This window comes from Mesorhizobium sp. M0145 (genome assembly GCF_040322355.1).
GTDB lineage: Bacteria > Pseudomonadota > Alphaproteobacteria > Rhizobiales > Rhizobiaceae > Mesorhizobium.
Genome location: NZ_JAMYTK010000006.1, coordinates 163662 through 189865 on the forward strand (window position 1 = coordinate 163662; position 26204 = coordinate 189865).

21 protein-coding genes and 1 tRNA gene are annotated in these 26204 nt (G+C 63.9%); 11 read left to right on the top strand and 11 right to left on the bottom strand.

Annotated features, from left to right (window positions below; all coding sequences use genetic code 11):
- Nucleotides 1-15 precede the first annotated feature (15 nt).
- The 3 genes from NKJ28_RS12685 to NKJ28_RS12695 form a co-directional block, all read right to left on the bottom strand.
- Entirely contained in the window at nt 16-1884 is a 1869-nt protein-coding gene (locus NKJ28_RS12685) for an extracellular solute-binding protein (RefSeq protein ID WP_352635802.1), read from the bottom strand.
- Nucleotides 1884-3767, bottom strand: coding sequence for an extracellular solute-binding protein (locus NKJ28_RS12690; protein WP_352635804.1), 1884 nt, complete (start codon nt 3765-3767; stop codon nt 1884-1886). The genes NKJ28_RS12685 and NKJ28_RS12690 overlap by 1 nt, the downstream gene beginning before the upstream one ends.
- A 173-nt stretch (nt 3768-3940) precedes the next feature.
- Nucleotides 3941-4600, bottom strand: a complete 660-nt coding sequence (locus tag NKJ28_RS12695; RefSeq protein WP_352455085.1) for a c-type cytochrome — start codon at nt 4598-4600, stop codon at nt 3941-3943.
- Between the two features lie 191 nt (nt 4601-4791).
- Here NKJ28_RS12695 and NKJ28_RS12700 point away from each other — a divergent pair, with 191 nt between their 5' ends.
- Both NKJ28_RS12700 and NKJ28_RS12705 read left to right on the top strand, forming a co-directional pair.
- On the top strand, nt 4792-5520 hold the full coding sequence (locus tag NKJ28_RS12700; protein ID WP_352635806.1) for a 3-deoxy-manno-octulosonate cytidylyltransferase: 729 nt from the start codon (nt 4792-4794) through the stop codon (nt 5518-5520).
- 32 nt (nt 5521-5552) lie between these two features.
- Nucleotides 5553-6416: a prephenate dehydratase gene (locus NKJ28_RS12705; protein ID WP_023717847.1), complete on the top strand. Its 864-nt coding sequence runs from the start codon at nt 5553-5555 to the stop codon at nt 6414-6416.
- Nucleotides 6417-6423: 7 nt separating this feature from the next.
- On the opposite strand, the gene NKJ28_RS12710 is transcribed toward NKJ28_RS12705, so the two are convergent.
- Nucleotides 6424-6780 carry a hypothetical protein gene (locus NKJ28_RS12710; RefSeq protein ID WP_023676854.1) on the bottom strand — a complete coding sequence of 119 codons (357 nt, stop codon included), beginning with the start codon at nt 6778-6780 and terminating at the stop codon, nt 6424-6426.
- A gap of 55 nt (nt 6781-6835) precedes the next feature.
- Nucleotides 6836-7780 (bottom strand): methyltransferase domain-containing protein, encoded by a 945-nt coding sequence (locus NKJ28_RS12715; RefSeq protein ID WP_352635808.1) that lies wholly within the window; start codon nt 7778-7780, stop codon nt 6836-6838.
- Between the two features lie 107 nt (nt 7781-7887).
- Here NKJ28_RS12715 and NKJ28_RS12720 point away from each other — a divergent pair, with 107 nt between their 5' ends.
- Nucleotides 7888-8898 (top strand): ligase-associated DNA damage response exonuclease, encoded by a 1011-nt coding sequence (locus tag NKJ28_RS12720; protein ID WP_023676852.1) that lies wholly within the window; start codon nt 7888-7890, stop codon nt 8896-8898.
- Between the two features lie 238 nt (nt 8899-9136).
- Entirely contained in the window at nt 9137-10738 is a 1602-nt protein-coding gene (locus tag NKJ28_RS12725; protein ID WP_352635863.1) for a cisplatin damage response ATP-dependent DNA ligase, read from the top strand.
- A gap of 102 nt (nt 10739-10840) precedes the next feature.
- On the opposite strand, the gene NKJ28_RS12730 is transcribed toward NKJ28_RS12725, so the two are convergent.
- A complete protein-coding gene (locus NKJ28_RS12730) occupies nt 10841-12004 on the bottom strand; it encodes a hypothetical protein (protein ID WP_023676850.1) in 1164 nt (387 codons plus the stop codon).
- A gap of 354 nt (nt 12005-12358) precedes the next feature.
- Here NKJ28_RS12730 and NKJ28_RS12735 point away from each other — a divergent pair.
- Nucleotides 12359-12434: transfer RNA gene (locus NKJ28_RS12735), tRNA-Thr, on the top strand.
- Nucleotides 12435-12470: 36 nt separating this feature from the next.
- Here the strand turns inward: NKJ28_RS12735 and NKJ28_RS12740 are convergent.
- The 5 genes from NKJ28_RS12740 to NKJ28_RS12760 all read right to left on the bottom strand — a co-directional run bounded on the left by NKJ28_RS12740 (nt 12471) and on the right by NKJ28_RS12760 (nt 19246).
- On the bottom strand, nt 12471-14066 hold the full coding sequence (locus NKJ28_RS12740; protein ID WP_352635811.1) for an indolepyruvate oxidoreductase subunit beta family protein: 1596 nt from the start codon (nt 14064-14066) through the stop codon (nt 12471-12473).
- Nucleotides 14059-16212 carry a thiamine pyrophosphate-dependent enzyme gene (locus tag NKJ28_RS12745; protein ID WP_352635813.1) on the bottom strand — a complete coding sequence of 718 codons (2154 nt, stop codon included), beginning with the start codon at nt 16210-16212 and terminating at the stop codon, nt 14059-14061. The genes NKJ28_RS12740 and NKJ28_RS12745 overlap by 8 nt, the downstream gene beginning before the upstream one ends.
- A 42-nt stretch (nt 16213-16254) precedes the next feature.
- Complete coding sequence (locus NKJ28_RS12750) at nt 16255-16734, bottom strand: MarR family winged helix-turn-helix transcriptional regulator (RefSeq protein WP_023676846.1); 480 nt, start codon at nt 16732-16734, stop codon at nt 16255-16257.
- Entirely contained in the window at nt 16734-18305 is a 1572-nt protein-coding gene (locus tag NKJ28_RS12755; RefSeq protein ID WP_352635815.1) for a phytoene desaturase family protein, read from the bottom strand. Before NKJ28_RS12755 ends, NKJ28_RS12750 begins: the two co-directional genes overlap by 1 nt.
- Nucleotides 18306-18454: 149 nt before the next feature.
- Nucleotides 18455-19246, bottom strand: a complete 792-nt coding sequence (locus NKJ28_RS12760; protein WP_023676844.1) for a cyclase family protein — start codon at nt 19244-19246, stop codon at nt 18455-18457.
- A 117-nt stretch (nt 19247-19363) separates the two neighbouring features.
- Here NKJ28_RS12760 and NKJ28_RS12765 point away from each other — a divergent pair, with 117 nt between their 5' ends.
- The 6 genes from NKJ28_RS12765 (at nt 19364) to NKJ28_RS12790 (ending at nt 26195) form a co-directional block, all read left to right on the top strand.
- Nucleotides 19364-20938: a phytoene desaturase family protein gene (locus NKJ28_RS12765; protein ID WP_023676843.1), complete on the top strand. Its 1575-nt coding sequence runs from the start codon at nt 19364-19366 to the stop codon at nt 20936-20938.
- 107 nt (nt 20939-21045) lie between these two features.
- Complete coding sequence (locus NKJ28_RS12770) at nt 21046-22572, top strand: ABC transporter substrate-binding protein (protein WP_023676842.1); 1527 nt, start codon at nt 21046-21048, stop codon at nt 22570-22572.
- 64 nt (nt 22573-22636) lie between these two features.
- Entirely contained in the window at nt 22637-23644 is a 1008-nt protein-coding gene (locus NKJ28_RS12775) for an ABC transporter permease (protein ID WP_023676841.1), read from the top strand.
- Nucleotides 23637-24485, top strand: a complete 849-nt coding sequence (locus tag NKJ28_RS12780; RefSeq protein ID WP_023676840.1) for an ABC transporter permease — start codon at nt 23637-23639, stop codon at nt 24483-24485. The genes NKJ28_RS12775 and NKJ28_RS12780 overlap by 8 nt, the downstream gene beginning before the upstream one ends.
- A complete protein-coding gene (locus NKJ28_RS12785) occupies nt 24482-25372 on the top strand; it encodes an ABC transporter ATP-binding protein (RefSeq protein WP_031211797.1) in 891 nt (296 codons plus the stop codon). The genes NKJ28_RS12780 and NKJ28_RS12785 overlap by 4 nt, the downstream gene beginning before the upstream one ends.
- Nucleotides 25365-26195 carry an ATP-binding cassette domain-containing protein gene (locus NKJ28_RS12790; RefSeq protein WP_023676838.1) on the top strand — a complete coding sequence of 277 codons (831 nt, stop codon included), beginning with the start codon at nt 25365-25367 and terminating at the stop codon, nt 26193-26195. Before NKJ28_RS12785 ends, NKJ28_RS12790 begins: the two co-directional genes overlap by 8 nt.
- The last annotated feature ends 9 nt before the right edge of the window (nt 26196-26204 follow it).

Genomic DNA, 26204 nt, shown 5'->3' on the forward strand with positions numbered 1-26204 from the left:
GCTTGTGCAAAAATCTCAGGCTTTGCCAATCTTTGCCGCCTTGTCTTTGTCGAACCACCACAGCGTCTCGACCGGAAAGTCGTAATCCGGCTTTTGAGCGGGAAAGCCGAACATGTCCCAGAAGGCTGCCCGGTGATTCGCCAGATGATATGTTGGAATCCAGTCTAGCCGCGCGCGCAAGACCCGATCGAGCGCGTTGAGCGCTGTGACGAGTTCGATCCGGCTCTGCGCCTTGCCGGCTGCCTCGATCAGCGCGTCGATGGCTTTGCTTTCCGTGCCCGGATAGTTGCGCATCCCCGGCGTTTTCGCCATCCGGGAATTGTAGAGGATTTCCAGGCCGTCGGCAGTAGGCGTCGCCCCGATCAACCAATGTAGCATGTTGAAATCGAAATCGTAGTTGCTTTGCCGCGCTTCAAATTGCGTCGAATCGACCTGCCGGATCGAAGCGTCGATGCCAATCGCCTTCATATTCTCGGACCACGGCGCGAAAATGCGAACGAGACCCTCGTCCTCGGCCAGCATTTCCACCCGCAGTCGCTCGCCCTTCTCATTGACGACGAAATTGCCCGCTCGCTTCCAGCCGGCTTCGGCAAGCAGTCTCGAAGCTTCGCGCAGCACCTTACGGTCGTGACCGGAACCGTCCGAGACGGGTTGCACCACCGGTTCGCCGAAGGTTTCCGGCGGCAACTCGGCTCGAAACGGCTCCAGCAGTTTCAATTCCTGGGGCGAGGGCAGGCCCTCGGCCTTGTAGTCCGATCGTTCGAAGTTCGATTGCGAGCGCTCGTAGGAGCCGAAAAACAGTACCCGCTTGGTCCATTCGAAATCGAAGCAATAGGCGATCGCCTGTCTCACGCGCACATCGCGGAATTGCGGCCGGCGCTGGTTCAGCGCGACAGCCTGCATGTCGGGCGATTTCTCGCCGGGAAATTCCCGTTTGACGACCCTGCCGTCCTTCAGGGCCGGAAAGTCGTAACCGGTCGCCCATACCCGCGCGGTGAATTCCTCGCGAAAATGCGTATCGCCTTTCTTGAACGCTTCAAACGCTGCCTGGCGATCAAGATAGAAATCGATACGGATACGGTCGAAATTATTAAGCCCGCGGTTCACGGCGAGATCGCGCCCCCAATAGTCGGCGACGCGTTCATATTCGATAGTCTGCCCTGCCACGACCCGTCCCATCTTGTACGGCCCGGAGCTGAGCGGCGGGGTCATCGTCGAGGCGTCGAAATCATTGGCCGTATAGAAGGCTTTGGACACGATCGGCATTACGGCGATCGCGAGGATATTCTGCGCCGACTGTTTGCCGTTGAAGGTAAGGCTGACAGTAAGCGGATCGATTGCGACCGCATCCGTCATATGCCGCAGCGCTTGGGAAAGGTTCGGGTGTCCCCGGTCTTTGTAGAGGTTCAAGGCGAAGGCAACGTCCTCGGCCGTCAGGGGCGAGCCGTCATGGAAGCGCGCTTGTGGCCGCAGGCTGAAGCGGAAGCCGTTGCGGTCCTGCGACAACGTAACGGATTCGGCAAGCACGCCGTAGACCGCATCCGGCTCATCGAGCGCCCTTGCCATCAGCGAATCGAAACAGAGCTCGGTGCGCGGCGGCGAATCCCCCTTCAACACCAGCGAGTTCAACGTGTTGAAAGTCAGAAAGCTCTGATTGAGGGTGGAGTTCGGCGGGCCGAAATTCATCCGGCCGCCCTTGGGAGCGTCTGGATTGACATAGTCGAAATGCGTGAAATCCGGCCCGTATTTGAGATCGCCAAAAGCCGACAACCCGTGCAGTTTCACGCCGGTCGGAATGGCCGCGAAAGCTCGGCCTGGCAGCAGTGCCGCAGCGGCGGCAGCACCGCCCAGGGCGAGGAAGTCGCGACGAGGCAGCGCTGCCATCAATTGCCGCTCTTGTATTTGGCCGCCAGCGCCTTTTCCTTGTCCGGGTCGATCCACCAGGAATTCTGGTCGACGCCGCTATATGCGGGCTGCTTCTCCGGCATGCCGAACTTTTTCCAGTAGGCGAGCCAGACCACGGCGCGGTAATATTGCGGCACGACATAATAGTTCCACAGCAGCACCCGGTCGAGCGCATGGGTGGTGGCAACCAGATCGTCGCGGTCGGTGGCAAAGATGACCCGGTCGACCAGCGCATCGACGACCGGATTCTTGATGCCGGCGTAATTGCGCGATCCCGGCGAATCGGCGGCCTTGGAACTCCAGAAATCGCGCTGTTCATTGCCGGGAGAGTCCGACTGCCCGAGTATCGAAGTGACCACGTCAAAGTCGAAGTGAGTGACTCGGTTGATATACTGGGTCTGATCGATGAGGCGCAGCGTCGCGTCGACCCCGATCTTGCGCAGATTGGCGATATACGGACTGGCGATGACCTGGTCGGTGTCGTTCCAGCCGAGGATCTCGAATTTGAACGGTTCGCCGGTCTTGGCGTTGACCATCTTGCCGCCCTTGATGACCCAGCCTGCCTTGGCGAACAGATCGACCGCGGTCTTCAGGTATTTGCGCTCAGCCTGCGGGGTGTCGTAGACCGGCAGCTTAAATTCCTGGGTAAAGACTTCAGGCGGCAGCTTGTCACGGTACTGCTCGAGGATTTCAAGTTCCTTGCCCTGCGGCAGGCCGCTCGACGCCAGTTCCGTGCCCTGGAAATAGCTGCTGGTGCGGGTGTTGGAACCGAAGAACAGGGTCCGGTTCATCGTCTCGAAGTCGAACGGATACATCAGCGCGGCGCGCACCAGGCGATCCCTAAACAGCGGGCGCCTGGTGTTGAGCATGAAGGCCTGCATCGGTTCGGGCGACGCGGTCTTGAATTCCTTCTTGATGACGTCGCCGGCCTGGACTGCCGGGAAATTATAGGCCGTGTTCCAGCGCCTCGAACTGTTCTCCGGCTTGATGTCGTCCAAGCCGCCCTTGGTGAAGGCCTGCCAGGCGGCATTGTCGTCGAGAAAATACGTGAAACGCTGCCTGTCGAAATTCTCGCGGCCGATTTTTACGGGCAGCTTGTCCGCCCAGTAATCGGGCACGCGCTGCCAGATGATTTCGGACCCCGGCTTGAAGCTCGCGATCTTGTAGGCGGCCGAGCCGAGCGGCGGCTCCTGCGTCGGCTTGGTGACGTCGCGCTTCTTGCCGTTGGCGTCGGTGCCTTCCCACCAGTGCTTGGGCAGCACGACGAGATCGCCGAGGATCTTCGGTAGCTCCCGGTTGCCCTTCTGGTTGAAATGGAACTCGACCTCGCGGTCGGAGATGGCGACCGCGTCGGTGACGTTTTCGAAATAGCGGCTATATTGCGGGCTGTTGGCCTTCAGCACCTGGAACGACCAGATCACGTCGTCGGTGGTGATCGGCTGGCCGTCATGCCATTTGGCCCGCGGGTCGAGACGATAGGTCGCCGAGGAATAGTCGGTCGGATATTTATAGGCATCGGCGATCAGCGGATGGCTGGTGCTGCCCTCGTCCGTCGCCTGCTCCATCAGCGTGTCGTAGAGCAGGCCGCCGCCGAACTGCGCGAAGCCGGCGGCCGGCGAACCCTGCACGATGTAAGGATTGAAGCTGTCGAACGTGCCGAGCACCACTGAGTTCACTGTGCCGCCCTTCGGTGCATCCGGATTGACGTAATCGTAGTGCTGGAAATTATCGCCGTATTTGGATTCGCCGATCAGCGAGGAGGTCGTGCGCCATTCGTCCGCAAAGGTCGCCTGCAGGCCGCCGGCAAAAGCAGCCAGCATCAGTACCGATTTCAGAAGCGTCCGCGCTCGGCCAACCGTCATGCGTTCTCCTCTTCGCGATATAGCGCCGTCACCATAGCGTCTGGGCCCAATCTAGATCATTTGGCGGCGCTGAAAACCGCAACCGAGCGGCTTTGTCGTCGCATATGCATTTTTCCTAACGAAAAAGCCGGGCTGAACCCGGCTTTTTCAAGGATTATGCCATTACAGTTTTGTTATTTTGCGGGCGCAGCCGGCGCCGGAGCGGCTGGCGCCGCGCCTTCTGCCGGCTTGGCAGGGGCCGCACCTTCGGCCGGCTTGGCGGGCTCATTTTCGGCCGAGGCGCCGGGCGCCGGCAGCGGCTTAGGATTGTCCGACAGCGTGCGCAGATAGGCGATGACGTTGGCGCGGTCCTCATCCTTGGGCAGGCCGGCGAAGCCCATCGCGGTGCCCTTCACGAACTTCTTCGGCGAGGTGATGAAGTGGTTGAGATTGTCATAGGTCCACTTCTCGCTGCCGCCCTTGGAGAACTCCTTCATGCCGGCAGAATAGGCAAAGCCCTCATGCTCGGCGACCGGACGGTCGATGATATCCCAGAGATCGGGGCCGACCTTGTTGGGGCCACCCTTTTCGCCGGAGTGGCAAGCCTGGCATTTCTTGAAGATGGCGGCGCCCGCTTCGGCGTTGGCAGTGGTCAGCAGCTCGGCAATCGGCTTCACGGCCGCGGCGGGAGCGGCCGGGCCGCCTTCGGCGGGCTCGGTCGCCTCGATGGCGAAGCCGGGCTTTTCCGGCGCCGGCGAGGCAAACAGCGCGTCGGACACGATGCCAACGGAAAAGACGATGAACACGGTTCCGAGGAGACCGGCGAGCAGCTTGTTGACTTCGTTGGAATCCATACGCCCCAGGCTCCCTTTCCGGCGGACCGATCCGTCCACTCCGTCCGTCGGTATCGTGATCCACCCGGTGGAACCGGCCAAATCGCGCGGAAACTAGGTCTTTTGCTCCGGCGTTGCAACACCTATAAGGGCGCTGCCAGTGAGACCTTTTGCCACTTTGTCCTCCTCTTTTTCGAGCCCCTGCCCGCCTCATGTCCACGCTCATCCTGATCCCGGCCCGCATGGCCTCGACCCGCCTGCCGGGCAAGCCGCTCGCCGACATTGCCGGCACTCCAATGATCGTCCACGTCGCCCGCCGCGCTGCCGAGGCCGGGCTCGGCCGGGTGGTCGTCGCCACCGATACGCAAGGCGTTGCGGAGGCGGTGCGCGCGCATGATTTCGAGGCGGTGATGACGCGGGCGGACCACGAAACCGGCTCCGACCGCATCTTCGAAGCGCTGGCCATTCTCGACCCTGGCAACAGCGTCGAGACGATCGTCAATGTGCAGGGCGATCTGCCGACCATCGACCCCCTTGTTATCGGCGCCGCGCTGAAGCCTTTCGAGAACAGAGCGGTCGATATCGCCACGCTCTGCGTCGAGATCGTCCGCGACGAGGAAAAGACCAATCCGAACGTCGTCAAGCTGGTCGGCTCGCCACTCTCGGCGACACGGCTCAGGGCGCTCTATTTCACCCGCGCCACCGCGCCCTGGGGCGAAGGCCCGCTCTACCATCACATCGGCCTCTATGCCTATCGCCGCGCCGCACTCGAACGCTTCGTTGCGCTGAGGCCGTCGCCGCTGGAGCGCCGCGAGCGGCTGGAGCAATTGCGGGCGCTGGAGGCCGGCATGCGCATCGATGCGGAGATCGTCCAGTCGGTGCCGCTTGGCGTCGATACGCCGGACGATCTCGAACGCGCCAGGGCGCTCCTTTCCAACTAAGAAATTCCTCCCCCAATCCCGAGACACTGCGCATGCCTGAAAAGACCAACAAAATATCCTTCCAGGGCGAGCCGGGTGCCAATTCCGACACCGCCTGCCGCAACATGTTCCCGTCGATGGAGCCGTTGCCGTGCCCGACCTTCGAGGACGCCTTCAATGCGGTCGAGACCGGCAAAGCCGATCTGGCGATGATCCCGATCGAGAACACCATTGCCGGCCGCGTCGCCGACATCCATCACCTCTTGCCGGAATCGAAGCTGCACATCATCGGCGAATACTTTCTGCCGATCCACTTCCAGCTGATGGTGCTGCCCGGCGTCAGGCGCGACGAGATCAGGACCGTGCACAGCCACATCCACGCGCTCGGCCAATGCCGCAAATACATCCGCAAGAACGGCTGGAAGGCGACGGTGGCCGGCGACACCGCGGGCGCCGCCAAGATGGTCGCCGCAATGAAGGACCGCACCATGGCCGCGCTGGCGCCGGCGCTGGCCTCGACGCTCTACGGGCTCGACATCATCGAAGAGAATGTCGAGGACACCGACAGCAACGTTACCCGCTTCGTCGTGCTGACCAAGAACAAGCAATGGGCCGAGCGCCCCTCGGCCGACGCCAGGATGATGACGACCTTCATCTTCCGCGTCCGCAACGTGCCGGCAGCGCTCTACAAGGCGATGGGCGGGTTTGCCACCAACGGCATCAACATGACCAAGCTGGAAAGCTACCAGCTCGGCGCGTTTACGGCGACGCTGTTCTACGCCGACATAGAGGGCCATCCCGACGATCCGCTGGTGAAGCTGGCACTCGACGAGTTGCGCTTTTTCTCGCGCGAAATGCGCATTCTCGGCGTCTATCCCGCCAGCGCCTCGCGCGAGCAGTGGAAGGTGGCGGATTAGGATCCGGTCAGGTCAGGCCGAGCTTGTTCTGCTTGGCCGGCTTGCCGCATTCGCGGCGGGCAATCGACCGGTTCATGGCGTCGATCTTGCCGCTTGCCTGGTCGGCATCGCGCTTGGCTTTCGAGCGCATATCCGGCGTGAACGGGCCAAAGCCCGTCGCCGGGTTGGAGAAGGACGGCTTGGCGTCCACCGGCAGATGATATTGCTGCGCCAGGCCGTTTCGTTGCGCCAGCAATTGATCGCAAGGCACCTTGTCATATTGCAGCGAGGACTGGACGTTTTCGTCCTGCCGTTCGGACATCGAATTGCCGACGCAGCCGGCCATCGCCAGGCAAGATGCCAAGACCGTCATGTTCCAGCGCATGAACGTGCTCCTTGTCGTTCGCAGCTGCGGCTTCTCATGCGCAGCGGCAGAAGTCTTAGCCAGATTTTACGCTGCCGGAAAGCAAGCTTGCCACTACGGCCAGCCCTTCGACCGGTTGGCGGCGATCCTGCCGGATGATCGTTGCCTGCAGCGACAGGACTGAAAAGCCGTCGGCGTCCAGAACCCGCTCTACATAGCTTTGGGAATGCGCGTAGCGGCGGGACGGCAGCAGGGCGAAGCCGGCGCTGTCAGACGATTCTCCGCCCGGGAGCGTCTCGACGGAGAACGCAAACAGACCGCCGCCGGCAAGCATTCCGGCAATCTTGTTCACCACCTTTTCGAGTGCGCCGACATAGATGAACACATCGGCCGCCGTCACCAGATCGGCTTTCGGGCCAGAATAGCAAAAATCCTGCAGGTCCGTCTTGACGAGCAGATCGTAGACGCCTTTGGCGCGCGCCTGCCTCAGCATGGCGGCCGAGATGTCGTAACCCTCCAGCCGGTCGGCGATCGGCCGCAGCTTCTGGCCCATGAGGCCGGTGCCGCAGCCGAGATCGAGCGCCAGCGAAAACCGGCCCGGCCGTGCTGCCTGGATGGCGCGGTCGAGGCATTCGGGCAGACGATAGCCGAGCCTGTCGACCAGTTCAGCCTCGAAACTCCCGGCATAGTGGTCGTACAGCGTCTCGACAAAGGCGCTGGGCGGCGCCTGGGCCGCCGCTGCCCTGCCGATCAATTGCAGCTTGAGCACCGCGCCGAGCCTGTCCGCCGGGTCGAGCCGCAGTGCCGTCGTCCAGGCCTGCGCGGCACGATCGCGCGCGCCCGCCGCTTCCTGCATCTCGCCGAGGCGGAACCAGCCGGCTGGCCATTGCGGCGCCAGTTCGAGCGCGCCGAGCAGCAATTCCGCCGCTGCCGCATGATCGCCGGATGCATAGAGCATTTCGGCATAGTCGGCGCGGCGGTCGGCGGTCAAATCGCCGGACGAGGTCTGGAGCGGTTTCATGCGATCGGGTTCCGCCGGGTGTTTGCAGCCGGCTTGCGCTCTATGCTGGAGTCAGCAGTGACATACAACAGGCTTCCCGCGCCGGAATTAGCGCCTATCTTGGGGCCATGCGCGCCAGCGACCTGCTTCATCCCCGGCCGGAAGGGCTGTATTGCCCGCCCGGCGATTTCTTCATCGACCCGGTGCGGCCGGTCAACCGGGCGCTGATCACACATGGCCATTCCGACCATGCCCGCTCCGGCCACCGCTCGGTGATGGCGACGCAGCAGACGCTCGACATCATGGGGCTGCGCTACGGCGACAGTTTTGCCGGAACGACGCAAGCCGCCGTGCTCGGCGAGACGATTGCGCTTGGCGGTGTGGCCGTCAGCTTTCACCCGGCTGGTCATGTGCTTGGCTCGGCCCAGATCAAGGTCGCGCATCAGGGTACGTGCATCGTCGCGTCCGGCGACTATAAACGCCAGAAGGACGCGACCTGCGAGCCGTTCGAGCCGCTCAAGTGTGACGTCTTCATCACCGAGGCGACGTTCGGTCTGCCGGTGTTTCGGCATCCGCCCGATACCGAAGAGATCGCCCGGCTGCTGAAATCGACCGAGCAGTTTCCCGAGCGAACGCATCTGGTCGGCGCCTATGCGCTGGGCAAGGCGCAGCGCGTCATGCGGCTGCTGCGCGATGCCGGCTACGAAAAGCCGATCTACATCCACGGCGCGCTGGCCAAGCTCAGCGAGTATTACCAGAGCCAGAATATCGATCTCGGCACATTGGAACCGGCGACCGTCGAGACCGGCCAAAAAAGCGACTTTGCCGGCGCCATCGTCGTCGGCCCGCCATCCGCCTTCGCCGATCGCTGGGCGCGGCGTTTTCCCGATCCGATGTCGTGCTTCGCCTCAGGCTGGATGCGCATCCGCCAGCGCGCCAAGCAGGGCGGCGTCGAGCTGCCGCTGATCATTTCCGACCACTCCGACTGGGGCGAGTTGACCGCCACGATCAAGGAGACCGGCGCCGAAGAAATCTGGGTAACGCATGGCCGCGAGGAGGCGCTGGTGCGCTGGTGCGAGCTCGAAGGCATTGCGGCTCGGCCGCTGCATCTCGTCGGCTACGAGGACGAGGGCGATTGATGGTGTTTTTGGATCCAGCAATCGCCGGTACGGCGCTCTGCGGCGCCGCCCTCTGTCCTGCCGGACATCTCCCCCTCAAGGGGGGAGATCGGCAGCTTTGGTTTTGCCGCTCATCCTGCAACGTTGGAAATTGGCGAAAGCAGTCGCGACAGCAAATCTCCCCCCTTGAGGGGGAGATGTCCGGCAGGACAGAGGGGGGCGCGATAGAACGCGACGCCCGCCCATGGTTCTCACCGTCATGAACCGCTTCGCCGAGCTTCTCGACCGCCTCGTCCTGACGCCGTCGCGCAACGGCAAGCTGACGCTTTTGACCGATTATTTCCGCAGCGTCGAGGATCCGGACCGCGGGCTGGCGCTGGCGGCCATCACCGGCGATCTGTCCATCGCCGCGGTCAAGCCGGCGATGCTGCGCACACTGGTGATCGAGCGCATGGATCCGGTGCTGTTCGGGTATTCCTACGACTATGTCGGCGACCTGGCCGAGACCGTATCGCTGGTCTGGCCGCAGGCGCCGGTCGACATTGCGAACCACGAGCCGACGCTGGCCGAGGTGGTGGCCAAGCTGCAGGCGGCGAGCCGTTCCGACGGGCCGCAAGTGCTGGCCCGGCTGCTCGACAGCGCCAGCACTTCGGCGCGCTTTGCCATCATAAAGCTGGTCACCGGCGGCCTGCGCATCGGCGTCTCGGCGCGGCTTGCCAAGCAGGCGCTGGCCGATTTCGGCAAGGTCGAAATCGCCGAGATCGAGGAACTCTGGCACGGGCTGACGCCGCCCTATCTCGCGCTGTTCGCCTGGCTGGAGGGTAAAGCGGAAAAACCCAGGAAGACGGCGCTGGCGCTGTTCAGGCCAGTGATGCTGTCGAATGCCGTCGGCGACGGCGACCTCGAAAAGCTCGACCCGGCCGACTACGCGGCCGAATGGAAATGGGACGGCATCCGCGTCCAGGCGGTTTGCGAAGGCGGCATTCGCCGGCTCTATTCGCGCACCGGTGACGATGTCTCGGGTGCCTTTCCGGACCTTGCGGAGGCGATGGATTTTTCCGGCGCCCTCGACGGCGAGCTTCTGGTCGGAGACCCCAGGCAGGCGACGGGCACCTTCTCGGATCTGCAGCAGCGGCTGAACCGCAAGAGCGTGTCACCCAAGATCCAGCAGCAATACCCGGCCTTCATGCGCTGCTACGATGCGCTGCAGATTGGTGACGAGGATGTGCGCGGACTTCCCTTCCGCGAACGGCGCGGCCGGCTCGAGGCCTTCGTCAGGACACTCGATCCGAGCCGCTTCGATCTGTCGCCGCTGGTCGAATTCACCAACTGGCAGGCACTCGAGGAATTGCGCCGCAAGCCGCTGCATCCGGTCATCGAAGGCGTCATGCTGAAGCGCTGGGATTCGCCCTATGTGGCCGGGCGGCCGAAGGGCCCGTGGTTCAAATGGAAGCGCGATCCGCACACGGTCGACGCGGTGCTGATGTATGCCCAGCGCGGCCACGGCAAGCGTTCGAGCTTCTATTCCGACTACACATTCGGCGTCTGGTCCGGGCCGGAAGGATCGGAGGAGCTGGTGCCGGTGGGAAAAGCCTATTTCGGCTTCACCGACGAGGAACTGAGGCAGATCGACAAATATGTCCGCGACAACACGATCGAGCGCTTCGGCCCGGTGCGCTCGGTACGGGCCGACCGCAGGAACGGGCTGGTGCTTGAGGTAGCCTTCGAAGGGCTCAACCGCTCGACGCGGCACAAATCCGGCGTTGCCATGCGCTTTCCGCGCATTTCGCGGCTGCGCTGGGACAAGCCGGCGGCCGAAGCCGACCGCATCGAGACGCTGCAGGCGCTGCTCGATAGTTAATGCATGTCGAGCAAAAAGTGTGCAGCGGTTTTGCGGTAACGACATGCATCAAAACAAGAACCTAAAGTGCGTCGCATAAGACCGGTCCGAACGCGACGTGCTTTAGGGAACGACTGAAACGCGGATCTCGTAGATGTCGACCGACTTGCCCTGCTTATCGAAGTCGGAATTGATGGCGATGGTGCCGGCAGCACCCGGACGCTTGTCGGGAAAGCGCACGTCGAACAGATATTCATTGCGCTCGCGACCGACCGCATAGCGCTTGCGGCCGCAGTCGCCGAGTTCGCCGAAATTGCAATCGACGGAAATCTGCGTCTCCTGCCCCTCCTCGGAGCGCGCGATGATGTCGAATGTGGCATGCTTGCCGGCTAGTTTTTCCAACACGCCTTGTCCGACGTCGAAGCTGATGGCCGAGCCGGATGCCCCCGAGCGGATGCGCAGGAAGGAACCGCTTTCGTCCTGGATGACGTCGGCCTTGGCGTCCGACGGTGCATTGACCTGCGTCGGGTCACCCGGCGAAAAAACGTTGATCCAGTCGCGCGCCTCGTCCTGCTCGCCCTGCTTCGGCGGCGAAGCGGTGTCGTCCGGCGTGAAATCTTCGCCGTCGACCGTTGGCGGCGCTTCCGGTGGCGCTGTGTCGAGCTCGGTCGCCGATTTGAAGACGCCGGTCTGGTTGGCGAAATAAAGGCCGATGCCGGCGGCTGCGAGCAGCGTCACACCGAAGAAGATCGCGGTCAAGGGCAGGCGCCGCCGCCTCGCCCGCCGGTCGTCGCGGTCGGGCGTCACTTCCGCATCGTCGGTTTCGACGTCGGCTTCGGTCGGAACCGAGGCCCCCATGTCGATCACCGGCGCCTCGGGAACAGGCGCATCGGGCATGATGTCGGGAACGACCGGCAGGACGCGCGACCGCGGCGCATCGGATTCGGGCGGCTGCGCTGGACCGTCAACGACGACATCGGGCGACGGCGCGGGCTCGGCTTCGGTTTCAGTTTCAGCCGGAGGCTCCACCGCCGGTGCTGCCTGCAAACTGTCGGTCGGCGCGGCGACGTCGGCAACCGCCGGCAGGAATTCCGATTCGATTTCGGTGATCTTCGCCTGGACCGCCTTGCGGCGCTTGATGGCGACCTCCACCGTGACGTTTGGATTGGCCTGCAGGGCACGGTCGAGTGCCGCGAAAGCCGATCGATAGACCCGCTCGCGAAACGCCCGGTCGTCGGCATTGCCTTTCTCGAAGGCATTGCGGATCGCTTTTTCGATCGCGTCCAAGCGAATTCCCTCTGCAATTTCACTCACATTGCCATGATCGTTAGCCGCAGGCGACCAATCAATCAACAAGCGAGCGGCCGCATTCTGCCTTGCCGAGGGGCACAAAGCTCATTTCGGCGGTTTTCGGTAAAGGAATCAACATTTTTCGCTGATTTTCCCGCCACGGCCAACGTGGCGGACGGGACGGCCTGCCGATACGGCATCACGCGGCCAATGGTAGATCCGCGCGGCGGCTGCCCTTGCGCCCGGCCGGAGGCGGCACGAAATGCCTCGTCCTGAAATCGCGACTGCCATCTTGAATTCGCGGCCGGTTGCGTCTATCACGCAGCCCATCTTGGAAGCTCGGTTTCCCGGGCCGCTTTAGCTCAGTTGGTAGAGCACATCATTCGTAATGATGGGGTCAGGTGTTCGAGTCACCTAAGCGGCACCAAAATTCTCGATGAATTAAACGGGACCATTTCACAGATCAACTTGATGGAACGTCGCCGTCGCCCAGCGACGCCACGGTCTTCAGCGCGCCGTCGAGCATGTCGCCCTTTTCGTCCTTCAGCGCGGCTTCGCGCAGGCGCCGGATCCAGTCTGCGGCGTCCGGGCGGCCCTTGACCAGGTCGAGCGCCGACAGCACGCGGTCGAATTTCGACTGCGCGCGGGCGTGGGTGTCGCTGTAGCCCTTGATCAGCCGGCGGCAGTTGAGGATCTCCGTGCCAAGCGCGTAGTCCTCGCCGACATGGCCGAGCGCCAGCGCATACCAGCGCTCGAGATGCGCGGTCTCGACCTTGTGGCGCAGCAGCCGGCGGCGCCAGCGGCGCAGGCCGCCGATGAACCACAATGCGGCAAAGCCGGCAAAACTGTCGGTGCGGATATGGCGGCCGCGGTTGATGCGGCGGTCGAGGAAGGCGGCGAGCTTCGGCCGCGCCTCGATGTAGCTGCCGAGCCCGGCCGGCAGCGTGCCGCAGAATTCCTCGATGCGCGGATGGAAATATTCGGTCACCTGCAGGACCGAGCCGTCCTTGACGCCAACCTCACGGCGTACGCGTCGGTCGCGGCTAGAGCGCGTCTTCAGGTCGGCGACGCGGATCATGTCGTCGTAGCACATGGCGTTGGCCAGATGCTTGGCGGCGGCGATCGACAGCGCGTAGGCGTGTTCGGCATCGTCCAGAGCGACGGCCCGGTCGAGCCTATCGAGATACTCGCCGCCATAAGCAACGTCCTGATAGTCGACCACTTTTTTCAGGCCGCGAAGCGCCATGTCGCGCACGGGTACAGGCAGCGTAGCGACGCGCGCCGCCAATTGTTGCCAGCCCTTCAACAGGCTTTCCGGGCCGCTGACTTCTGTCGCGGCGCCCGAGCCGGTTTCAGCGGCCGCCGGCCCTGCAGTCTTGTCGCCCGAAGGCGCACTCGCGATGCCGCGCGCCCGATCGTAGGCGGCGCCGAAGGCGGCGAGGCTGGCCTTCACACCGCGGCCGCCGGCACTGACCGCCTGCTCATAGCTTTCGCGACTGAACGGCAAGGCGTCGGAGCCGGCCAGCGCGCCGAGCAGGCTGGCCGAGATCATCGAGCCATTGTCGGCGGCGATCTTCTCCATGTCGAAGGCAATGAAGCGCTTGGCCGCGGCTTCCGCCGTGGCATGCACCTTGGCGGACGAGGCGCGACCGTCGCCGGGCTCGATCTTCTCCGAGACCGCGGCGATGCGGTGCGACGAGGCGATCAGCGTCGTGCGCTCGGGCGTGACGAAGCCGCGGATGATGGCGCGGCCGGCCTCCATCAGTTCGGCGGCAATCAGGATGTCGACGTCGCCCTGCGACGGCGACAGCGCGAAGACCGGCAGGCGGCCGGTGTCGGGGCACATTTCGACATAATAGATGGTGGCGCCGGTGCGCTGGGCGACGCCGGCGACCGAGGTCGATTGCGCGACGTAGCCGTTGCGCTCGGCGACGTCGGTGATCCAGTCGGCCAGCACGCCACCGCCCTGGCCACCGACCGCCAGCACGGCAAGCTTGATGACGCGCTCGTCTTCGGGGGCGCCGGCTTTCGAGCGCGATGAGGGCACGGCGTCAAGCATCGGCGAATGTCAGGCGCCGGCTTTCACGGCGCCGCTGCAAGAGACTGATCGTGGCGCGACGCGCGGCTTCAAGGAAACGGTCCCAGCGGCTCGGATTGTGCACGACATCGGCGCGGTAGAAGGACGGGCAGAGCACCGCCGCATCGGCGACCTCGCCGCAATTGCCGCAACCGACGCAGCTTTGGTCGATATGCGCCACCGGATCGTCGCGCAACGGATCGTCGAGCGACTTCACCGAAAGCGACGGACAGCCGGACAGCCGCATGCAGGCATGGTCGCCGGTGCAGATATCTTCGTCGACACCGAATTTCGGCTTGACTATGCGCGCCCCGCCCTTGATCGCCTTGTCGACCAGCGGCTTTTCGCGGCGCTGCCGGTTGAGCATGCATTCGGACGAGGCGACAATGACTTTCGGGCCCTTTTCGTCCGTCGTCAGCGCCTCGCGCAGCGTGTCTTGCATCTTGGTTACGTCGTAGGTGCGGTCGATGTGGCGCAGCCATTTGACGCCCATGCCCTTCACCGCCTCGGTGATCGGGTGCTTGGTCGACTTGGTCTTGTTGCCGGCGCGGGACGACAGGATGTCCTGGCCGCCGGTGGCGGCCGAATAGAAATTGTCGACGATGACGATGACGCCGTCGTTCTTGTTGAACACCGCGTTGCCGATCGACGAGGTCAGACCGTTGTGCCAGAAGCCGCCGTCGCCGACGAAGGAGATCGAGCGGCGCTTGGCATCGGGCGAATTGAACGCCGAAGCCGAGGCCGGCCCCAGCCCGTAGCCCATGGTAGTGGCACCTAGCTCGAAAGGCGGCATGATCGAGAACAGATGGCAGCCAATGTCGGAGGCGATGTGGTGCTTGCCCAGCTCCTGCTCGACCAGCTTGGTGGCGGCGAAGATCGGCCGCTCCGGGCAGCCGACGCAGAAGCCGGGCGGCCGGCCCGGGACGACGTTGATCAGGTCGGCGGTGTCGAGCCCGTCGCCGATCTTGTTCGGCGCGCGGACCTCGCTTGGCAGCAGATGCGGGATGGTGGCGCGCAGGAACGATCCGATGCCGTCGAGCATCACCTGGCCGGTATATTCGCCGGCCATAGGCAGATGTTCCTTGCCGACGAGCCTGGTGCCGCGGCCGGCCTTGTGCAGCATCGCGGCAAAGGCCTGTTCGATGTAGTTGGGCTGGCCTTCCTCGACGACGAGGACGGCGTCCTTGCCTTCGCAGAAAGACAGGAACTCGTCGTCGACTAAGGGATAGACGGCGTTGAGCACATAGAGCGGCACGTCGGTGTCGCCATAAGTGTCGGCGAGGCCAAGCCGCTGCAGCGCCCGGATGACCGAATTGTACATGCCGCCCTGCATGACGATGCCGACCGAGCCGTGCTCCGGGCCGAAAAACTCGTTGATCTTGTTGGTGCGGATGAAATCCACCGCCGCCGGCCAGCGTTTCTGCACCTTTTCCTTCTCGTGCAGGAAGGACGCGGGCGGCAGCACGATGCGGCCGGTGTCGCGGCGCGGCGCCTCGAGCGCATCGGCCACAGTCATTGCCGGGCGCTTGTTGTCCTTGGCGATGAAATGGCCGTGGACATGGCAGCAGCGAATACGGACCTGCAGCATGACCGGCGTGTTGGAAACCTCGGACAGCTCGAAGCCGTCCTCCACCGCCTTGACGATCGACGGCAGGTTCGGTCGCGGGTCGAGCAGCCAGACCTGGCTCTTCATGGCAAAGGCGTGGCTGCGCTCCTGCATGATCGAGGAGCCTTCGCCGTAATCCTCGCCGACGATGATCAATGCACCGCCGGTGACGCCGCCGGAAGCGAGATTGGCGAGCGCGTCGGAGGCGACATTGGTGCCGACCGTAGACTTGAAGGTGGCCGCGCCACGGATCGGATAGTGCACCGATGCCGCCAGCATGGCGGTGGCGGTCGCTTCCGAGGCGCTCGCCTCGAAATGCACGCCGAGCTCGCCCAGGATATCCTGCGCGTCGGCCAGCACGTCCATCAAATGGCTGATCGGCGCGCCCTGATAGCCGCCGACATAGCCGACGCCGCATTGCAGCAGCGCCTTGGTGATGGCGAGAATGCCTTCGCCGGAAAACTCCTCGCCGGCGCCGAGCCTGAGCTTTTCGACTTCCTTGGCAAAAGACCGTTCGGCCATTTTGGGCTCCTTCCGTTACCGCCCCGATGGCGGCGCGTAAGATCAGATGTCGTGCTTGCGAATGTTCTTCAGCATCTTCTGCAATGTCGCGATCAGCGCCGCGTATTCGGCATCGTCGACATCGTCGAACATTGCCTCGAAAGCGTCGTGCATGGCCGGCCAGGCGCGCGCGAACTCGGCGCGGCCATCGTCGGTCAGGAACACATGGCGGATACGGCTGTCGGTGACCCCCTGCTCGCGCCGCACAAACCCTTGCCCCTCCAGCGTGTCGAGCGTCCGGCTCAAGGTCGACTGCTCGATGACGGTATAGACCGAGAGATCGTTGACGGTGACGCCATCGGTGACCGACAGCACGGCCAGCGTGCGCACCTGCGGAATGGTCAGGCCCTGCCTGCGGAAATTGTCGCGCAAGGTGGCGTTGTAGCGGCCCATGATGCGGTTCATCAGATAGGGCGCGAATTGCTGCAGGCCGATCTGGCCCAAAGTCGAGATGCGCTGGCGCTTTTCAACCTTCTGTTCCATCACAGCCTCCCCGCCAGGAGAAAGCCGGAGCCGCCGCCCAACCCGGCGCCAGGATGGGTCGAGGCGCCAATGTGGTAGAGTCCCTTGACCCCGGTGGCGTGATTGCGGCTCGTCTTGAACGGCCGCCACAGAAACGACTGGTCGATAGCCGAGGAACCGCCATAGGGGTCGCCGCCGACCAGATTGATGTTCATCGCTTCCAGGTCGGCCGGCGAACAGGCGCGGCGTGCGATGACGCTGTCCTTGAACCCATCGATATGGCTGGCGAGGATCGCTTCGGCACGGTCGGCATAGGCTTCGCGCAGCGCCTCGGTCCAGCGACCGTCTGCCGGTGTTTGCAGTTTGCCGGCGGCATCGCCCTTGATATGCCGTGGCGCCTCGGGCAGTTGCAGCCACAGGACCGCCTTGCCGTCCGGGCAGCGCGATGGGTCGAGCGCGTGCGGCTGGCCGACGCACATGGTCGGCACCTCCGGCAGCATGCCGCGCACGGCTTCGTTGCAGGCCTTCGAGACGCCGTCGAGCCCCGGCGTCAGATGCAGCAGCGCGACCTTGTCCAGGCCCTCGCCGCGCCATGCTGGCGGCTTGTCCAAGGCATAGTGGATCTGGAAATTGCCCTTGCCGTAGCGGTATTTTTGCGCTGCCTCGACGTCGGCTTTCGGCGCCGCGTCGCCGAGGAGCCGCTCGTAGAGCTGCGTCGGCGTGACCGAGCAGATGACGCTCTTGTTCACGTTGATCGTTTCGCCCGAAGCCAGCCGCACGCCGGCGGCGCGGCCTCCGCTTTGGACAATAGCCGCGACGTCGGCGCCGGTGCGGATTTCGCCGCCACGTTCCCTGATCAGGGCTTCGAAGGCGGCCAGCAGATTCCTGGCACCGCCCTTGACGATCGGCGCGCCGGCCGCCTCAAGCGCGAAGGCGATGACCTTGGCGATCTGGCCGGAGAACGCGTCCTCAGGTCCGAGGCCGGCATGCAGCACCCAGGGCGCCCACAGCGCGCGCATGGTTTCCGACTGGTAGGTGCTTTCCAGCCAACCGCGCGCCGGCACCAGCGCGCTGCCGAGAAAGGCGGCAAGGCCACGCGGGCCGCGCCGCCAGGCTTCACCCGCCAGCAGCCTGGCCGTCGGGTAGGACCACAGGCTGCCACCGAGCAGTCCGAACAGCAGACCGGCGTTGCGCTCGATCTCGCCGACATCGTTTGCGTGCCGGTCGCCGTCGCCCGCGGCAAGCGCATTGATCGCCGCTACATTGGCGATACGATCTGTGCGCAGGACGGCATGGCTGCCGTCCGGGCGCAGCACACCGGTCGGCGTGGAGGTGTTGCAAAACTCCAGGCCGTGCCGCGCGAGATCCTTGCCCAGCGCCGCATAGGCCGGCGAGGTGATGAACAGGACAAAGGTCGTCGCCATCACGTCGTGGATGAAGCCGGGCGCGGTGATTTCTTCGGTGCGCATGCAGCCCCCGATGCGGTCGTTGCGCTCGAGCACCAGCACCTTCGCCCCCTTGCCGCCAAGCATCGCCGAACAGACCAGCGCGTTGATGCCGCTGCCGACGACGATGTGATCGGGAGCGCTCATCGATGCGTGCTCCTAGCCGGCAGGAGTTCAATTGCAGAGATTGGCGCTCTACGGCGCCGTAGAGCCGCAGCTTTGCAAGGCTGCCCCTCCCACTCCGTCACCACAGTGCCACTTCCACACATGATCTTCTCCCGAAGACCGCAGCTATCCTATTGCCTTGGCACCAACGCCAACGCGCGGATCGGGCTGCCGGTGCCGTGCTCGATCTTGAGCGGCGCCGCGATGAGGATCGCGCCTTTCGGCGGCAGCCGGTCGAGGTTGCAAAGGCTGGCGAGGCCGTAGCGGTTAGCCTTGTGCATCAGGCTGTGCGCCGGAAACGGCGGCTCCATTCCCCCTGCTTTTCCAGCATCCGTGCCGATCGTCTCGCTGCCCCAGCCCTTGATGTCCTTGCTAATCAGATACTGGATGGCTTCGGCGGTCGGGCCAGGCGTGTGCGGTCCGGTCTCATTGGCGTTGAGGAACTCGGCTTCCGAGCCGTTGCGCTTATACCAGTCGGTGCGCATCACCACCCACTCGCCGGGATTGATAGCGCCATGTTCGGCTTCCCATGCCTTGATGTGATCGACGGTGAGCAGGAAATCGTGATCGGCTGCCGCTTGCTTCGAACAGTCGATGACGTTGACCGGGCCGACGAAGTTCTGCGCCGGAATGGTGTCGGTGGCGCCGTCCGGATAATCCTTGCCGGTGATCCAGTGGTTGGGTGCGTCGAAATGGGTGCCCGAATGCTCGCCGAGCTTGAGCCAGTTCCACGCCCACCACGGGCCATTCTTGTCATAGGCGGAGATGGCGTGGATCTCGATCTTCGGCGTGTCGACCGCCAGTTCCGGCGGCAGCTTGATCAGTGGCGTGTTGGGCCCGAGCGGCGCCGTCAGGTCGACCACCTGGATGGCGCCTGAAAGCAGCTGGCCGGCGACTTCGCCTAGAAGTTGTTGTGTGTCCATGGTCTCTGTTCCCTCTTTCTCGATGGTGCTGAAGGCTCTCGCGGCCCTTAATATCCTACTAGACGAAAACATATGCATCTGCAATTATCTTTAAGCATAAAGCAAATGGGACGGGGCGTGAGCGAGTTCGACGCCATATTTGTCGGGGCAGGCCACAACAGTCTGGCATGCGCCGCGCATCTGGCGCTCAAAGGCTGGAAAACGGCAGTTTTCGAGCGTAATGCAACGATCGGCGGCGCCGTCCAGACGCGCGAATTGACGCTTCCGGGCTTCCGGCACGATTTCGGCGCGATGAATCTCAGCCTGTTCGCCGGCTCGGCCTTTCACAAGAAATATGCAAATGAATTGAAAACCCACGGGCTGGAATTCGTGCCGGTGGCCGACTGTTTTGCCAGCGCCTTCCCCGACGGTCGCTGGTTCGGCGTCAGCAGCGACCTGGAAAAGACCGCCTCGCGCATGGCCGCTTTTTCCGACGCCGACGCACAGACATGGCGCCGTCTGGTTGCGGCATTCCCGGCGGAGGCCGAGCATCTGTTCCGGCTGCTGGGCTCGCCGATGAGCGGCCGTGCGCTCGCCGGCACCGCCTGGAACCTCTGGCGCAAGAAGGGTTTTGCCGGCGCGCTCGATACTGGTCGGTTGCTGCTTTCGTCACCCCGCGCCTGGCTCGAGGAGACTTTCCAGTCACCGCATGTCAGGGCGACGCTCGCCACCTGGGGCATGCATCTCGACTTCGCCCCCGATATCGCCGGCGGCGCGGTGTTCCCTTACCTCGAATCCATGGCCAACCAGCGCTTCGGCATGGTGCTCGGCAGAGGCGGCGCCGACACCATTATCCGCGCTCTGTCGGGCATGCTCACGGCCGCCGACGGCAAGATCGTCACCGGGGCTGATGTCGCCGAGATCACGGTTTCGGCCGGCAAAGCGACCGGCGTGCGGCTCGCTTCCGGCGAGACCCACACAGCCACCAAGGCCGTCATCGCCGGTGTCGCGCCCAAGGCGCTGACCGGGAAACTGTTGCCTAACGGATCGGGCGACACCGGCTTCGACACGGCCGTGAAAAAATTCCGCCACGCGCCGGGGACGTTGATGATCCATCTGGCGCTCGACGATCTGCCGGACTGGCGCGCCGGCGCCGAGCTTCGGCAGTTCGCCTATGTGCACCTTTCGCCGTCGCTCGACGCCATGTCGCTGACCTACCAGCAGGTGATGGCAGGCATGCTGCCGGATGAACCGGTGCTGGTCGTCGGCCAGCCGACGGCCGTCGATCCCTCGCGCGCGCCGGACGGCAAGCACGTACTTTGGGTGCAGGTGCGCATGCTGCCAGCCGAGATTGCAGGCGATGCAGCGGGCACGATCGCGGCGGCTCACTGGGACGAGGCTAGGGAGCACTACGCCGAGCGCGTCCTCGACATTATCGAGCGCTATGCGCCCGGCCTTCGTCGGAAGATCCTCGGCCGCGCCGTGTTCTCGCCCATCGACCTCGAACGCGAGAACCCGAACCTTGTCGGCGGCGACCAGATCTGCGGCAGCCATCATCTGGCGCAGAATTTCCTGTTCCGGCCGGCGCGCGGTTACGCCGGCTGGAACACGCCGGTCGGCAATCTGCACCTGACCGGGGCGGCAACATGGCCCGGCGCCGGCACCGGGGCGGCGTCGGGCTACATGCTCGCGCAACAACTTGGCGGGAGGTAGGCTCCATTTTTCATCTAGGGTGAAGGAGGACAAGGCGCGGTTGCCCAAGGAGCCTGAACCCACCGATTGACAACGACACCGCGCATAAAAGCAACAGGGGAACGACCATGACAATCAACAGACGAGAATTGCTCGGATATGGCGCGGCCGCACTTGGCGCCACGGCGCTCGGCCTGCCGCAAATCGCCAAGGCTGCCGGCGAACTGACCATCGCCTACAATGTCAATTTGCCGTCCTGGGACCCGACCACCGGGCCTTCGGCGGTCAACCCGACCATCCAGGGTCTCTACCAGTCGGTGTTCGACCAGTTCATCCCGCAGAAGCCGGATCTTTCTTTCGCGCCCGGCCTGCTCACCGAATGGGGCTGGAACGAGGATCGCAGCAAGATCATGATGACGGTGCGCGAGGGCGTCACCTGGCATGACGGCTCGCCATTCACGGCCGAAGACGTGGTCTGGTCGCTGCAGCGGGCGGGCGATGAAAAGACCGGCAACCCGATCCAGTTCGTCTGGAAGAACGTCAACAACTTCAAGATCGACGGCAACAAGATCACCGGCGACGTCGTGCAATTCGACCCGGTGTATTTCAAGTGGATGTCGTTCCTGACCGGCTACATCATGCCGAAGGCCTATTACGAAAAGGTCGGCGCCGAGGGTTTTGAGAAAGCCCCGATCGGCACCGGGCCCTATATGGTCGACAAATTCGAGCGCAACGCCTTCCTGCGGCTCAAGGCCAACCCGAACTACTGGGGCGGCAAGCCGGCCTTCGAAAACGTAACCATCAAGTTCGTCACCGATGCGGCGAGCCGCGTCGCCGAGATCGAGTCCGGTTCCTCGCAGGTGACGCTGGAAATCCCCTATGAGGAATATGACCGCCTGATCGCCAAGGATGGACTTGCCGGCTCATGCAAGAACGTCTCCGACATCGGCATGATCTTCTTCAACGACATCGACGTGATGCTGGACAAGAACGTGCGCCAGGCGGCGGTGATGGCGGTCGACAAAAAGCTTTTGGTCGACCGGCTGCTGCGCGGTTACGGCCAGCCCATCGATACGCTGGAGACGCCGGAATACGAGGCCTACGATGCGTCGATCAAGGTGGAGCACAATCCGGACAAGGCCAAGGAACTGCTGGCCGCCTCCGGCTATTCGCCGGAAAAGCCGGTCAAGTTCACGATACAGACGACCAAGGGCTTCAAGCCCAAGGACTACGAGATGATCCAGGCGATCGTCGGCATGTGGCGCAAGGTCGGCATCGAGGCAACGATCGAGGTCTACGAGATCGCCAAGCACTACGAGCTGCGCGCCGCCGACAAGCTGGCGCCGGCGGCCTTCTACAATTGGGGCAATGCCATCGGCGATCCCACCACGTCGACCGGCTTTGCCATGTATGGCCCAAGCCCGCATTCGGTATGGGACAGCCAGGACCTGATCGACATGATCAATCCACTATGGGGCGAGAAGGACGAGGCCAAGCGCATTGCCGGCTGGAAGGCCGTCGACAAATACATCGCCGAACAGGCCTATGTGCTGCCGCTGATCCAGTATGCGCAGCCGATCGTGCATGCCAAGGGCGTCAATGTGGTGCAGCATGTGTCGGGCGCACTTCTGCCGGCGCTGATGAGCCCGGCCTGAGACAGTCTTCGGCTTGCCGCGCGCCGTCCGGAATGACGGCGCGCATTTTCCGCCACGGGCGACCATGCTGCTGCAAAGATTCCTGATCCGTCTTCTGACGATGGCGATCACGCTGTTCGGCGTGGCCGTCGTCGTCTTTATCGTCATCCGTGTCGCGCCGGGCGACCCGATCGCGATGATGCTGCCGCCCGGCGCGACCGATGCCGACATCGCTCGGCTGCGCGCGCTTTACGGGCTGGACAAGACCATCGTCCAGCAATTCTTCATCTGGCTGGCCGGTGTCGTCAGGGGCGATTTCGGCACGTCGATCTCACTGCGGCAGGACGTGCTTGGGCTGGTCTTCAATCGCCTCCCGGCCACGCTGGAACTCGCCATCGTCGCGCTTGTGATGGCGCTGGCGATCGGCGGCACGACGGCGATCCTCGGCGCGCGCGAACGCGGCACCGCGGTCGAAGCCGGCATCGACATTGCCAGCGGTGCGGCACTCTCGATTCCCGATTTCCTGTGGGGCCTGGTGCTGATCCTTCTGTTCGGCGTGCTGGTGCCTATCTTCGACATTTCTGGCCGGGTGTCGCCGCAGCTCGACCTGCCCTTCGCCACGCAATTCTATCTGTTCGAAAGCATCGTACGGCTGCGCTTCGACCTGACCAGGGACCTGCTGGCACACATGCTGATGCCGGCGATTGCGCTGGCGCTGCCACTGGCCGCGATCATCTCGCAGCTGCTGAAACAGTCGCTGAAGGAAGTGCTCGACCTCGACTACGTCGTGCTGGCGCGGGTAAAGGGCTTTTCGGAAACGCAGGTCATCCTGCGCGAGGCGCTGAAGAACGCGGCCCTGCCGACGCTGACGCTGGTCGGCGTGCAGTTCACCTTCCTGATCGGCGGCACGGTCATCGTCGAACGACTGTTTTCCTATGAAGGTCTCGGCAACATGGCGATCGATGCCGTCATCAACCGCGACCTGCCGCTGATCCAGGGCATCGTGCTGGTCTTCGCGCTGCTGTTTGTGCTGATCAACCTTGCCGTCGACATGATGTACGCCCTGCTCAATCCGAGGCTGCGCCATGGATGAGGCCCGCATTTCGAGACATGGCTCGCGGGCACGCCTGTGGCTGGCCGGCGGCTGGCTGCTGATTGCGCTGCTGGCCGCAATTTTTGCGCCGCTGGTCGCACCGCAGGACCCGCTGGCGCAGGATTTGATGCTGGAGCGCCTGCCGCCGTTCTGGCTCGATGGAGCCGAGCCCGGCTACTGGCTCGGCACCGATAGTCTCGGCCGCGATCTCCTGTCACGGCTGATCTTCGGTGCCCGCATCGCCTTCATCGTCGCCTTCGCGGCAGCCCTTGCCGCCTGCCTGGTCGGCTCGACGCTGGGGCTGATCGCCGGCTATTTCGGCGGCTGGGCCGACCGCATCATCTCGCGTATCGTCGATGTCTGGATGGCGTTTCCGCCGGTGCTGTTTGCCATCCTTCTGGTCGCCGTGCTCGGCACCGGCTTGAGCTCGGTTATCATTGCCATTGCCGTCATCGACTGGACGCGCTTCTGCCGGGTGATCCGCGCCGAGACGATGGGCCAGTCGCGCATGGACTATGTCGAGAATGCCCGCATCGCCGGCTACGGCCGCATCGGCATCATGCTGCGCGAAGTGCTGCCCAATGTGGTGCCGTCGATCGTCGCGCTGCTGTCGCTGGAGATGGGCATTGCCGTCATCGTCGAGGCGATCCTGTCCTTCGTCAATCTGTCGATCTCGACCGACGACCCAACCTGGGGCGGCATCATCGCCGAGGGCCGCCTGTCGATCCATCAGGCTTGGTGGGTGCTGGTGTTCCCGCTGGTCACGCTGATCCTGACGGTGCTGTCGTTCAGCCAGTTTGGCGAGGGCCTCAGGGCACGTTTCGATCCGGTGCTGCGATGAACGCGCTGGCGAAACCCTGCCTCGACATACGCAGCCTTAGCGCGGTGCTGCCTAATGGCTTGCGCGTGCTGCGCTCGGTGTCGCTCGCCGTCGAGCCCGGCGAGGTGCGCGCGCTGGTCGGCGAGAGCGGCGCCGGCAAGACGATGATCGGCAAGGCGGTGCTTGGCGTGCTGCCTTCGAGCGTGCGCATCGTCGAAGGCGACATGCTGCTTGAGGGCGAGGACCTCGGCAAACTGCAGGCCAAGGCAAGGCGCACGCTGATCGGCGCGCGCACGGCGCTGATCCCGCAAGACCCGCTGACCGCGCTCAACCCGTCACGCCGCATCGGCCCGCAGATGACCGACCGGCTGGTGCGCATCCTCGGCTGGAGCGGCGAGAAGGCCGATGCACGCATCCGCCAATTGCTGGACGAGGTGCAAATCCGCGAACCCGAGCGTGTCCTCAAATGCTATCCGCACGAGCTGTCCGGCGGCATGCGCCAGCGCGTGCTGATCGCCGCGGCGTTCGCAGCCGAACCAAGGCTGATCGTCGCCGACGAGCCAACCACGGCGCTCGACGTGACTGTGCAGAAGCAGATCCTGCGGCTGATCGCGCAACTGCAGCGCGAGCACGGCACGGCGATCCTGTTCGTTACCCATGATCTCGGCGTCGTCGCCAAGATCAGCCAGAAGGTCTCGGTGCTCTATGCTGGCAAGGTGGTCGAGGAGGCCGAAACGGCCGCTCTCTTCGCCGCTCCGCAGCACCCCTACACGCGAGCTCTGATGGCCGCGACGCCACGCTACACCGATCCCTTCGCCTCGCTGAAGCCGGTGGACGAGGCGGTGCTGGCCGGGCTTGCTTCGGAGATCGCCGCCGCCGATCAGGCCTGGAGGCGCCCGCATGGCTGAGCCGCTGTTTTCCGTGCGTGGGCTGAAGGTCGCGCTGCCCGACATGACGCGCAAGCCGCTGATCGGCCGCGCGCCCTTGGCCGAGATCCTGAAAGGGCTGGATTTCGACCTGCCAAAGGGATCGGTGACCGGCATCGTCGGCGAATCCGGCTCCGGCAAATCGACGCTTGGCCGCGCCTTAGTGCGGCTTCTGGAGCCGAGCGCCGGCAAGGTCATCTTCGACGGCCGCGACATCACGCATCTGGCTGAGGCCGAACTCCGGCCGCTGCGCCGCAATCTGCAGATGATCTTCCAGGACCCGATGTCGTCGCTTAACCCACGCCGCACCATCGCCAGCATCATCGCCGCACCACTCAAACAGAATGGCCTCGGCGACAATCTGAAAGCCCGAGTTGCTGAAGCGCTTCAGCGCGTCGGCCTGCCGCAAGGCTTCGCCAGCCGCTATCGTCATGAATTGTCGGGCGGCCAGCGCCAGCGCGTCGGCATTGCCCGAGCGCTGGCGCTGTCGCCGAAATTCGTGCTGGCCGACGAAATCGTCTCAGGCCTCGACGTGTCGACGCAGGCACAGATCCTGACGCTGCTGGAAAAGCTTGCAGCGGAGATGGGCCTGACCGTCGCCTTCATCAGCCATGACCTGTCGGTGATCCGGCGGCTCTGCCGGCAAGTGATCGTCATGCGCGAAGGCGCGATCGTCGAAGCCAGTGCGACGGATACTTTGTTCGAGAAGCCGCAGCAGGCTTACACGCGCGACCTCCTCGCCGCCATTCCGCTGCCCGAGATCGATGATGCCTGGCTGCTTCCCGCCGCAAAGGCGCCGGCATGAAACACAATC